General features: G+C 66.2%; 9 protein-coding genes. All 9 read left to right on the top strand.

The window, feature by feature from the left end:
* The first annotated feature begins 148 nt into the window (after positions 1 to 148).
* The 9 genes from pheS (at position 149) to FHT19_RS13705 (ending at position 12370) form a co-directional block, all read left to right on the top strand.
* Positions 149 to 1249, top strand: a complete 1101-nt coding sequence (gene pheS, locus FHT19_RS13745) for a phenylalanine--tRNA ligase subunit alpha (RefSeq protein WP_169475602.1) — start codon at positions 149 to 151, stop codon at positions 1247 to 1249.
* Positions 1246 to 3636: a phenylalanine--tRNA ligase subunit beta gene (gene pheT, locus FHT19_RS13740; RefSeq protein ID WP_169475601.1), complete on the top strand. Its 2391-nt coding sequence runs from the start codon at positions 1246 to 1248 to the stop codon at positions 3634 to 3636. The genes pheS and pheT overlap by 4 nt, the downstream gene beginning before the upstream one ends.
* 125 nt (positions 3637 to 3761) lie before the next feature.
* Positions 3762 to 4655, top strand: coding sequence for an aldose 1-epimerase family protein (locus tag FHT19_RS13735; RefSeq protein WP_169475600.1), 894 nt, complete (start codon positions 3762 to 3764; stop codon positions 4653 to 4655).
* A gap of 13 nt (positions 4656 to 4668) precedes the next feature.
* Positions 4669 to 6192 carry a peptide chain release factor 3 gene (locus FHT19_RS13730; RefSeq protein ID WP_169475599.1) on the top strand — a complete coding sequence of 508 codons (1524 nt, stop codon included), beginning with the start codon at positions 4669 to 4671 and terminating at the stop codon, positions 6190 to 6192.
* Positions 6193 to 6263: 71 nt separating this feature from the next.
* Entirely contained in the window at positions 6264 to 7133 is an 870-nt protein-coding gene (locus FHT19_RS13725) for an alpha/beta hydrolase (RefSeq protein ID WP_168555887.1), read from the top strand.
* A gap of 17 nt (positions 7134 to 7150) precedes the next feature.
* On the top strand, positions 7151 to 7906 hold the full coding sequence (locus FHT19_RS13720; RefSeq protein ID WP_168555888.1) for an endonuclease/exonuclease/phosphatase family protein: 756 nt from the start codon (positions 7151 to 7153) through the stop codon (positions 7904 to 7906).
* A 174-nt stretch (positions 7907 to 8080) separates the two neighbouring features.
* Positions 8081 to 8419, top strand: a complete 339-nt coding sequence (locus tag FHT19_RS13715) for a P-II family nitrogen regulator (RefSeq protein ID WP_168555889.1) — start codon at positions 8081 to 8083, stop codon at positions 8417 to 8419.
* Between the two features lie 23 nt (positions 8420 to 8442).
* On the top strand, positions 8443 to 9855 hold the full coding sequence (locus tag FHT19_RS13710) for an ammonium transporter (RefSeq protein ID WP_168555890.1): 1413 nt from the start codon (positions 8443 to 8445) through the stop codon (positions 9853 to 9855).
* 283 nt (positions 9856 to 10138) lie between these two features.
* A complete protein-coding gene (locus FHT19_RS13705; RefSeq protein ID WP_169475598.1) occupies positions 10139 to 12370 on the top strand; it encodes an EAL domain-containing protein in 2232 nt (743 codons plus the stop codon).
* Positions 12371 to 12379 lie beyond the last annotated feature (9 nt).

Here is a 12379-nt window from a genome sequence, read left to right as displayed (position 1 = left end):
ACCCCCTCCCGCAAGCGGGAGGGGGAGAGCGGCCAAACTCCCCTCCCGCCTGCGGGAGGGGTTGGGGGAGGGCATGTTACGCGCAGGGCCTCTTGCCCACGCAACCCATCTTCCCTTCCGCCCCGCAAAGCGCTAGCGGCAGGCGCGTATGGAACAGCTAGACCAACAGCAGGCGCAAACCCTCGGCGCCATCGCGGCGGCCACCACGCTTGACGCCGTGGAGGCGATCCGTGTTGCTGCCCTGGGCAAGCAGGGCTGGGTTTCCGCCCTGCTCAAGACCATGGGCCAGATGAGCCCCGAGGAACGCCAGGCCCGTGGCCCGCAGATCCACGCCCTGCGCGAAGCGGTCACCGCCGCGCTGGCGGAACGCAAGGCCGCGCTGGAAAGCGCCGCCCTGGAAGCGCGCCTGGCGGCCGAGGCGGTGGACCTCTCGCTGCCCGCGCCCGAAGCGCCGCGTGGCTCGGTCCACCCGGTTTCGCAAGTCATGGACGAGCTGGCCGAAATCTTTGCCGACATGGGCTTTGCCGTCGCCAGCGGCCCGGAAATCGAAGACGACTGGCACAATTTCACCGCGCTCAACATGCCCGAAACGCATCCCGCGCGCGCCATGCACGACACGTTCTACTTCCCCGACAAGGATGCGCAGGGGCGCGACATGCTGCTGCGCACGCACACCTCGCCGGTGCAGATCCGTGCCATGCTCAAGCAGGGTGCGCCCTTGCGCATCATCGCGCCGGGCCGCGTCTATCGGTCTGACAGTGATGCCACGCACACCCCGATGTTCCACCAGATCGAAGGCCTGGTGATCGACAAGGGCATTCACCTGGGGCACCTCAAGTGGACGCTGGAAACCTTCCTCAAGGCGTTCTTCGAGCGCGACGACATCGTCCTGCGCCTGCGCCCCAGCTATTTCCCGTTCACCGAGCCTTCGGTGGAAGTGGACGTGGGCTATACCCTGGTGAACGGCAAGCGCGTGGTGGGGGGCAGCGGCGATGCGCCGGGCGGCGGCTGGATGGAAGTCCTGGGCTCCGGCATGGTCAACCGCAAGGTCATCGAATTCGGCGGGCTGGACCCCGATGAATGGCAGGGCTTTGCCTTTGGCACCGGCGTCGATCGCCTGGCCATGCTCAAGTATGGCCTGGATGACTTGCGCGCGTTCTTCGATGGCGATGCCCGCTGGCTGGGCCACTATGGATTTGGGGCGCTCGATGTGCCCACCCTTTCGGGCGGTGTTGGAGTGAAGCCGTGAAGTTTTCCCTGTCGTGGCTCAAGGCCCTGCTCGATACGCAAGCAAGCGCCACCGAGATTGCCGAAAAGCTCACCAGCCTGGGCCTGGAAATCGAAAGCGTGACCGATGCCTCGGCCGCGCTCAGCAGCTTTCGCGTCGCCCGCGTGCTCACCGCCGAAAAGCATCCGCAGGCCGACAAGCTCCAGGTGCTCAGCGTCGATCTGGGTGATGGCCAGCCGCTCCAGGTGGTCTGCGGCGCGCCCAATGCGCGCGCCGGCCTAGTCGGCGTGCTCGGGCTACCCGGCGCGGTGGTGCCGGCCAACGGCATGGAACTGCGCAAAAGCGCGATCCGCGGTGTCGAATCCAACGGCATGATGTGCTCCACGCGTGAACTGGGCCTGGGCGAGGAACACGACGGCATCATCGAATTGCCCGCCGATACCGCGCTGGGCCAGTCGTTTGCCGACTACATCGGCTCCGATCCGGTGTTCGACGTGGCAATCACGCCCAACCGCCCCGATTGCATGGGCGTTTATGGCATTGCCCGCGATCTGGCGGCGGCCGGCATCGGCACTTTGCGTGCCATCGATGTGGCGCCTGTGGCGGGTGAAGGCCCGTGCCCTGTCGAAGTCCGCATCGAGGACGCAGAAGGTTGCCCGGCGTTTTACGGTCGCGTGATCAAGGGCGTGCAGAACGGCCCTTCGCCGCAATGGCTGCAAGACCGGCTCAAGGCCGCCGGCCAGCGGCCGATCTCGGCGCTGGTGGACATCACGAACTACGTGATGCTTGGCTATGGCCGCCCGGCCCATGCCTATGACCTCGCCAAGCTGACCGGCGCCGTCACCGCGCGAAAGGCGCGTGAACGCGAAACCGTGCTGGCGCTCAACGGCAAGGAATACGCACTCCAGCCGTTCATGACCGTGATTGCCGACGATGCTGGCGTACACGACATTGGCGGCATCATGGGGGGTGAGCATTCGGGCTGCGCCGACACGACCACCGACGTGCTGCTCGAAGTCGCCTATTTCGATCCGGCACATATCGCCCGCACCGGCCAGGCCCTGGCGCTGGCCAGCGACGCGCGCGGCCGGTTCGAGCGCGGAGTCGATCCCGCGTTCCTGGACACCGGCATGGACCTGCTGACCCAGCTGATTCTCGAAATCTGCGGCGGCACGGCCAGCGAAGTCTCGCGCGTGGGCACGCCGCCGTTGGCGCCGCACACCCTGGCCTATGATCCGGCGCTGGCCGGCCAGCTCGGCGGCATTGCCGTGGCGCAGAGCGAGCAGAAGCGCATCCTCACCGCGCTCGGCTTTGCCGTGGATGAAGACTGGACCGTCACCGTGCCCAGCTGGCGCCCGGACATTGCCGGCCCGGCCGATCTGGTCGAGGAAGTGATCCGCGTCCACGGCCTCGATGCCGTGCCGTCCACCCCGCTGCCCCGCGCCGATGGCGTGGCGCGGCCCACGGCCACGCCGGTGCAACTGCTCGAACGCCGCCTGCGCCGCGCGGCTGCGGCGCGAGGGGCTCACGAGGCGGTGACCTGGTCGTTCCTGCCCCAGGCCCAGGCCGAACACTTTGCCGATGGGCAATTCGTGTGGACGCTGGCCAATCCGATTTCGGAAGACCTCAAGGCCATGCGGCCTTCGCTGCTGCCCGGCCTGCTGGCGGCGGCGCGCCGCAATCTCGATCGGGGTGCATCCAGCGTGCGCCTGTTCGAAATCGGCCGCCGCTATCTGCGCGCCGACGATGGCAGCAGCGACGAGCGGCTGAGCCTGGCTGTCGTGCTGGCCGGTGAACGCACCCCGCGCGGCTGGGCCACGGGCAAGGCGCAGGCCTTCGATGCGTTCGATGCCAAGGCCGAGGCGCTCGCGCTGCTGGCCCAGGCCGGCGCGCCGGTGGAAAACCTGCAAGTGATGGGTGAGGCGGGGCCGCAGTTCCACCCCGGCCAATCGGCCACGCTGCGCCTTGGCCCCAAGCAGGTTCTGGCGCGGCTGGGCATGATCCATCCCGCGACGGCCAAGGCTTTTGGCCTCGACGTGCCCGTAGCCGTGGTCGAACTGTTCCTCGATCGCGTCCCGGCCAAGAAGGTTGCCAGCGGTTTTGCCCGCCCGCACTTTGCCCCGCCCGCGCTCCAGGCCGTGACCCGCGATTTCGCCTTCCTGGTCGATGCCAAGGTGCCCGCCGGCGATCTGCTGCGCAGCGTGAAGGGCGCTGACAAGGCCAGCATCGTGGCGGCGCGCGTGTTCGACGATTTCCGGGGTCAGGGCGTGCCGGAAGGGCAAAAGAGCCTTGCCATCGAGGTGACGCTCCAGCCCGGCGACAAGAGCTTCGACGAAGCCGCCCTCAAGGCGATTTCCGACAAGATCGTGGCCGCTGCGGCCAAGCAGGGCGCCACCCTGCGCGGCTAGGCCGGGCTTGGGGGCTGCGACAAGCTCAGCCCGAACGGCGGGTGGGGCGTGGGAATTCTTCATCCCACCCCCGCACCCCATACCGCACTTGCGAAGAGCGCGCGCTCTGGCCATACCGTGCGGCCATGAGCGAAACCCAGCCCGAACTCGTCACGATTGCGTCCGACACGCTGACCGCCGCGATCAACCCGCTGGGGGCAGAGCTGTGGTCGCTCACCGATCGGGCCGGGGCGCAATGGATGACCGACGCCGATCCCGCGTTCTGGAGCGGGCATGCCCCGCTGCTGTTTCCGGTGGTCGGCTCGCTGGCAGATGACACCCTGCGCCATGATAGCCAGGCCTATGCCCTGCCGCGCCATGGCTTTGCCCGGCGCTCCACGTTCGAACTGGTGGCCCACGATGGCGCCACCGCGCATTTCCGGTTGCAGGACAGCGACGCCACGCGTGAAGTCTATCCCTTTGCCTTCGTGCTGGAAATGGCCTTTGCCGTGGAAGGCGCGACGCTGGCGATGACGGCCACGGTCGGCAATCCGGGGAATGAAACGCTGCCGTTCAGTTTCGGCTATCACCCTGCCTTCGCCTGGCCGCTGCCGGGCAGCACCGACAAGCACGCGCACCGCCTGGTCTTCACCAAGGACGAACCGGCGCCGATCCGCCGCGTGCGCAAGGACAGCGGGCTGATGCTCGACAAGGGCTTTGCCAGCCCGGTGCGCGGCCGCATCCTGCCGCTGCGCGAGGGGCTGTTCGTGGCCGACGCGGTGGTGTGGACCGACCTGGCCAGCCGTGCGCTGACCTATGGCGTGGAAGGCGGTCCGGCGCTCGACGTGGCGTTTCCCGATACCACGATGCTCGGCCTGTGGCAGGTGCCGGGCGCCAACTACATCTGCATCGAGCCCTGGGCCGGCCATGCCGATCCGGAAGGCTTTGCCGGCGACATTGCGGACAAGCCCGGCATCGTCCTGCTCGCGCCAGGCGAGAGCCGCAGCTTCCGCATGGACGTGACCGTTCGCGGCGGCTAGGGGCGGGGACGTTATGTCCAATCGCCGCACCTTCGCCATCATTTCCCACCCCGACGCGGGCAAGACCACGCTGACCGAAAAGCTCCTGCTGCAAGGCGGGGCCATCCACCTGGCCGGTGAGGTCAAGGCCCGTGGGCAGGCGCGGCGCGCGCGGTCTGACTGGATGAAGATCGAGCAGCAGCGCGGGATCTCGGTCACGTCCTCGGTCATGACGTTCCAGAAGGACGGCACCGTCTTCAACCTGCTCGATACGCCGGGCCACGAAGACTTTTCCGAAGACACCTATCGCACGCTGACGGCCGTCGATTCGGCGATCATGGTGATCGACGCGGCCAAGGGCATCGAGCCGCAGACCCGCAAGCTGTTCGAAGTGTGCCGCATGCGCTCGGTGCCGATCATCACCTTCGTCAACAAGGTGGACCGCGAAGGCCGCCCGGTGTTCGAAACGCTTGATGAAGTGGCCGATGCCCTGGCGCTCGATGTCGCGCCGATGAGCTGGCCGGTGGGCATGGGCGGCGTGTTCGAAGGCGTCTATGACTTTGCCAGCGAAACCATTGCCCGCCCCGAAGGCGACAGCCGCGAATTCCTGGGTCGGCGCGATCCCGCTGCCGGCGCCATTCCCGATGAATTTGCCGAAGAGATCGAACTGGGCCGCGAAGGCTATCCCAAGTTCGACCTGGAAGCCTATCGCCATGGCGACCTGACCCCGGTCTATTTCGGATCGGCGCTCAAGAACTTTGGCGTTGCCGAGCTGATCGCGGCGATCGATCGCTATGCCCCGCCGCCGCGCCCCCAGGCCAGCGACCAGGGCACGATCGAGCCGAGCCGCGCCGACGTGACCGGCTTCGTGTTCAAGGTGCAGGCCAACATGGACCCGCAGCACCGCGACCGCATTGCGTTCATGCGCATGGTTTCGGGCACGTTCAAGCGCGGCATGAAGCTGGTGCCCTCGGGTCTGGGCAAGCCGATCGCGGTGCATTCGCCGATCCTGTTCTTTGCCCAGGACCGCGAGATTGCCGATAGCGCCGAAGCGGGCGACATCATCGGCATTCCCAACCACGGCACCTTGCGGGTGGGCGACACGCTTTCCGAACGCAACGACGTGCGCTTTACCGGCCTGCCCAACTTCGCGCCCGAAATCCTGCGCCGCGTGGTGCTGAAGGATCCCACCAAGACCAAGCAGTTGCGCAAGGCGCTCGACGATCTGTCGGAAGAGGGTGTGATCCAGGTGTTCTACCCGGAAATCGGCTCGCAATGGATCGTCGGCGTGGTCGGCCAGCTTCAGCTCGACGTGCTGATCAGCCGGCTGGAAGCGGAATACAAGGTGGAAGCCGTGCTCGAACCTTCGCCCTTCGACACGGCGCGCTGGCTGAAAGGCACGCCCGAAGCCTTGCGCGGCTTTGCCGATTTCAACCTGTCGAACCTGGCCAAGGACCGCGACGGCGATCCCGTGTTCATGGCCCGCTCGGCCTGGGACGTGAGCTATCAGCAGGAACGCAACCCGGACCTGACGTTCAGCGCCACCAAGGAAAGGTAATTTCGGGCTACCCCATGACATGGGGCGCCACGCTCTTGCCAGCGCAGTGCAGCATGGGCAGGGTGGAAATCATGAATCTGCTCGGACCGACCTCGAACACCTTCATCTCGCAGCGCCTGCGGCTCCACTATGTGGACTGGGGCAATGCGGAAAAGCCGCCGCTGCTGCTGATTCACGGCGGGCGCGACCATTGCCGCAGCTGGGACTGGACGGCGGAGGCCCTGCGCGAGGACTGGCACGTGATCGCGCTCGATCATCGTGGCCATGGCGACAGCGAATGGGCATCGGACGGCAACTATCGCATCATGGACATGGTCTATGACGTGGCGCAACTGATCCACCAGCTGGGCCTGGCGCCCGTGACCATCGTGGCCCATTCGATGGGGGCGGCCGTGGCGCTGCGTTATGCCGGGCTGTTTCCCGAAGACGTGCGCAAGCTGGTGGCGATCGAGGGCATCTTCCCCACCCCCGATTGGGAAGCGCGCATGCGCGGCGTGCCCTTCGCCCGCCGCATCCGCGACTATATTGCCGAAAAGCGCAAGGCCGCCGGCCGCCTGCCGCGCCGCTATCCCACCATCGAGGCGGCGATCGCGCGTATGAAGGCGCAGAACCCCTATATCAACGATGCCCAGGCCCGGCACCTCACCATCCACGGCATCAACCGCAACGAGGATGGCACATTCACCTGGAAGTTCGATCCCTACGTCCACATCGAACACCCCTATGATATCTCGCAGGATCGCAAGCACGAGCTCTGGGAAGCGATCACCAGCCCCACCTTGCTGCTCAACGGCGCGGATTCCTGGGCCGGCAACCCGGTGCGCGACGGGCGCATCGCCCATTTCCGCAATGCCGAGGCGGTGGAATTCGCCAACGCCGGGCACTGGCTGCACCACGACCAGTTCGATCGCTTCGTCGCCACGCTGCGGGACTTTCTCTGACCGCGCGGGACACACCGATGTCGTCGGGCGCTGGATCGCAGGCGGGCGCTGCATCGCAAGCCGGGCGGTCGCTGGTCTTTGCCAGCTACAATATCCACAAGGGCGTTGGCGCGGATCGCCGCTGCGATCCCGAGCGCATTCTCATGGTGCTGCACGAGTTGGGCGCCGACGTGATTGCCCTGCAAGAGGCAGACCGCCGGTTCGGCACGCGCGAAGGGGTGATCCCGCCGGCGCTGCTGGCCCACGGCAGTCCATGGCGCGCAGTGGCCCCCGGCGTGATCGATCGTGCGCGCCGTGCCGGAAGCCTGGGCTGGCACGGCAATGTCATCCTGGTGCGGCGCGATCTGGTGGTGACCGCGTGCCAGCCCGTGCCCCTGCCCACGCTGGAACCACGCGGCGCCGTGGCGGTGGATCTCGATTGGGGTGGGCAGGGCGTGCGGGTGATCGGCATGCACCTTGATCTTTCCGGCCTGCGCCGGCGCCAGCAGGTGCGCGTGGCCTGCGCCGCCGCCGGGCAGGGTCCGCGCGTGCTGATGGGCGATTTCAACGAATGGGCGCCGCGCGGCGGGGCGCTCCAGGCGTTTTCCACCGATCTCGATGTGCTCACGCCCGGGCGCAGCTTTCCTGCGCGGCGCCCGCTGGGCCAGCTCGATCGCATCGTGGTGAGCCACGACTGGGTGGTGGAAGCCACCGGCGTGCATCACAGCGCCTTGGCGCAGCAGGCATCGGACCATCTACCCGTCTGGGCGCGGCTGCGTCTAAACCCTGCCTAAAAATTGGGCAGATTCTTTGCGCTGCACAAGAATCGAGCGCACGGCAAACGCTCGACAATGGATATGGTTTCCGTGAATCGCTGATTCCGTAAGGAAACTGATTTGGCACGCCCCTTGCTTTAACATTCATGCCGGTTCCGAACCGGATGGTTGAGGCCGTGAAAGGGGGCATGAATGAAATTCATCATCGCCATCATCAAGCCGTTCAAGCTCGACGAAGTGCGTGAAGCGCTGTCGGGCCTGGGCGTTGCTGGGATGACGGTGTCGGAAGTGAAGGGTTTTGGCCGTCAGAAAGGCCAGACCGAGATCTACCGCGGCGCCGAATACTCCACGAACATGCTGCCCAAGGTGAAGCTCGAAATCGCTGCCAGCGATGACATGGCAGCGCAGATCGTCGAGACCATCCAGCAAACTGCCAGCACCGAGGCCATCGGCGACGGCAAGATTTTCGTGCTCGATCTCGCTTCGGCGGTGCGCATTCGCACCGGTGAAAGCGGCGAGCCGGCGCTGTGACTTCCGAGAAGAGGGGAAACCATATGATCCGCAAGATGATCAGTGGCATGACGGCAGCCGGGCTCAGCCTCGGCATGGCCTCTGCCGCCTTTGCGCAAGCCGGGCCGATCAAGGCCCCCACGGCCGAACAGATGGCCACCATGGTCAACAAGGGTGACGTCGCCTGGATGCTGGTCTCGGCCGCTCTGGTGCTGATGATGAGCATTCCCGCCCTGGCGCTGTTCTACGGCGGCCTGGTGCGCACCAAGAACATGCTTTCGGTGCTGATGCAGGTGCTGATGATCGTTTCGGTCGCGGCGCTGTGCTGGGTCTGCTGGGGCTACTCGATGGCCTTCACCGGCGGCTCGCCCTATGTCGGCGGCTTTTCGAAGATGTTCCTTGCGGGTGTTTCCACCTCGACTTACGCAGCGACGTTCTCCAACAACGTCTACCTGCCCGAATATGTCTACGTCATCTTCCAGATGACCTTCGCCTGCATCACGCCGGCGCTGATCGTGGGCGCCTTTGCCGAGCGCGTGAAGTTCACGCCGCTGATGATCTTCACGGTCCTGTGGCTCACGCTCGTCTATTTCCCGATGGCCCACATGGTGTGGTACTTCGCCGGTCCCGACTTCCTGTCGGACAACACGTCTGACGCCGGCCTGATCTATGGCTGGGGCGGCCTGGACTTTGCCGGCGGCACCGTGGTGCACATCAACGCGGGTATCGCTGGCCTCGTCGGCTGCCTCGTGATCGGCAAGCGCCTGGGCTTTGGCAAGGAAGCCACCCCGCCGCACTCGCTGACCATGACCATGATCGGCGCCTCGCTGCTGTGGGTGGGCTGGTTCGGTTTCAACGCCGGTTCGGGCCTTGAATCCAACGCTGCCACCGCGCTCGCTTTCATCAACACGTTCGTCGCCACGGCCGCTGCCGCCGTCTCCTGGTCGATCGTCGAGCAGATCAAGCACGGCAAGCCCTCGATGCTGGGTGCTGCCTCGGGTGCCGTCGCCGGCCTCGTCGCCATCACCCCGGCTGCCGGCTATGCCGCCCCGATGGGCGCCATTGTCCTGGGCCTCGTCGTCTCGCCGATCTGCTTCTTCTTCGTCACCACCGTGAAGAACGCCCTCAAGTATGACGACACGCTCGACGTGTTCGGCGTGCACTGCATCGGCGGGATCGTCGGCGCCATCGGCACCGCCATCGTCGCCGACCCGCGCCTGGGTGGCCAGGGCTGGATCGACTACACCGTGTTCCCCGCCAAGGCCGGCGACTACAACCTGGTCGGCCAGATCATCACCCAGGTGAAGGCCGTGGTCCTCACCCTGGTGCTCTCGGGCGGTGTCTCGGCGATCCTGTTCATCGCTCTGGACAAGACGATCGGCCTGCGTCCGACCGAAGAAGCCGAGCGCGAAGGCCTCGACATCTCCGAACACGGCGAACGCGCCTACAACGGCTAAGTTTTCACCAGCTTGGCGGGGTGGGGGGCCTGATCCTCTCCCTCTCTCCCCCTCCTCCGCCAAACCATGTTCCTCCTGCGAACGACCTGGCCCGGAAGCGCAAGCTTCCGGGCTTCTTTTTACCCGCATCCGGAAGCGCAAGCTTCCGGCCTTCTTTTTTGTTTTCCGGCCGATTGTTATGGAAGTTTGACGGACGCCCGCTGGCACTTTGCAAAGTTAACGTTCGCGAAATTGTCCCATCGTAGAACACCGTAGCGAGAACGTGTCTCGGGCGGAGATTCGAATGGTGATCCGGCGCATGGCCTGGGGCAGGCCTGGCAACACAGGCGATGGGCTGGCACGCAATGCCGATGGCGCTGCAGCGGGCCTGTTGCCCGAACAGGCCGCCGCCTTGTGCCAGGCTTATGAATCGCTGGGGCTGGGCGCGTTCTGGTCGTGCGATGCCGATGGCCGGCTGACCTATCTCTCTCCCGCCGCACGCGCCGTGCTGGGCACCGATGGCGATCCACTGGGCCGCACCCTGCTTGACTTGTTCCAGCATGAAGAGGGGACCGGCGAAGGCGGGGCCAATGCGGGGGGCACCGAGCGATCCTTGCGCTTCGTGCTGGCGCGCCGCACCCGGTTCGAGCGCCTGACCGTGCGCAGCGGCGATACCGCGCTACCGCGCTGGTGGTCGCTTTCGGGAGAGGCGATCCATCGCAAGGGCGTGTTTGCCGGCTTCCATGGCCATTGCGCCGATATCAGCGACCAGCGCCGCCATGCCGAGGAAAGCAGCCACCTGGCGCTGCACGATTCGCTGACCGGCCTTGCCAACCGGCGCCACATGAACCTGATGCTGGCGCGCAAGATTGCCGCGCTGGCGGCGGCCAAGCGTCCCTGTGCCACGATGCTGATCGACCTCGACCGCTTCAAGCAGGTCAACGACACGCTGGGCCATGCCGCCGGTGATGCGCTGCTCAAGCAGGTGGCCGATCGGCTGGTGCGGCTGGTGGGCGATGCCAGCCGGGTCTGCCGCCTGGGCGGCGACGAATTCCAGATCATCCTGCCCGATGTCGAAGATCGCGGCCGCCTGGGCGAATTGGCCGAAGCGCTGATCGAGGACTTGTCGCAACCCTATCTCATCGAAGGCAGCCGCTGCCTGATCGGGGCCTCGATCGGGGTGGCGATCGCGCCGTTCGACGGGGCCGCCGCCGACGAACTGGTGCGCAGCGCCGATCTGGCGCTCTATGCCGCCAAGGGCAGCGGGCGCGGGCGCTTCCGGTTCTTTTCCAGCGATCTGCTCAAGGCGGCCGAGGATCGCAAGACCTTGGAGGAAGACCTTCACGATGCCCTGGCGCAAGGCCAGTTTGACCTGCACTATCAGCCCATCGTCAAGGCGCAGACCAACCAGGTAATCGGGGTGGAAGCGCTGCTGCGCTGGAACCATCCCGAACACGGGCAGATTTCCCCGTCGCGGTTCATTCCCATTGCCGAGGAATGCAACCTGATCCGTGCGCTGGGCGAATGGGTGCTGCGCACGGCCTGCGCCGATGCGGCCACTTGGGGTGCCCCGTTGCGCGTGGCGGTCAATGTCTCGCCGGTTCAGTTTGCCGACGAGAATTTCCCGATGATCGTCGCTTCGGCCCTGGCCCAATCGGGGCTCGATCCCCAGCGGCTGGAGCTGGAAATCACCGAAGGGGTGTTCCTGGAGGAAGGCGGCCTTACCGACGCGCGGTTCAAGGCCTTGAAAGGCCTGGGCGTGCGCCTGGCGCTCGATGATTTCGGCACCGGCTATTCCTCGCTCGGCTATCTGAAAAGCGCGCCGTTCGACAAGATCAAGATCGACCAGTCGTTCGTGCGCGGGGCCACCCAACCGGGCAGCCGCAACCGCGCGATCATCACCGCGATCGTCGCCCTGGCCCAGGCGCTGGACATGGAAACCACCGCCGAAGGGGTGGAAAGCTTCGACCAGTTCGACCTGATGAAAGCCTTGAGCGTCGGCCACGTCCAGGGCTTCATCTACAGCCACCCGCTCGCCAACGCCGCGTTCACCCAGGCGCTGGGCGGGGGTGACTGGATCATCGAGCCCTCGGGCCCGGCGCGCCAGCGCCACCAGCGGCAGGCGATGTTCCGCCGCGTGGGCGTGGTGCACGAGGATCACTATTATCCCGTGGTGCTGCGCAACCTCTCGATGTCGGGCGCGCTGATCGAGGGGCTGCTCGAAGTGCCGCTGGAAACGCCGTTCGTGCTCGACCTGGGCGACGGGCAACTGGTGGTGGCCAAGGTACGGCGTAGCCAGGGCCACCAGCAGGGCCTGGAATTCGAGCAGGAACTGGTGAGCGACGGCAATGGCGGCCTGTGCACGCGCTATCGCGTCTCGCCCTATCAGCTTTCGGCCGCCGGCCTGACGCTGGGCGCCGGGCCGGGCGGGCCGATGCAGATCAACCGTGGCCCCAACGCCAAAGTGACGATGCCGGCCTTTGCCATGGCGACCGACTGGAACGGCGCCGGGCTGGCGTGGAACGAGGCTGCTTAGTTTGCCTGG

Origin of the sequence: Novosphingobium sp. SG919 (assembly GCF_012932495.1) — a bacterium.
Lineage (GTDB): Bacteria > Pseudomonadota > Alphaproteobacteria > Sphingomonadales > Sphingomonadaceae > Novosphingobium > Novosphingobium rhizosphaerae.
The sequence above is the reverse complement of the archived record's forward strand: the minus strand, read 5'-3'. Positions and strand labels throughout refer to the sequence as shown.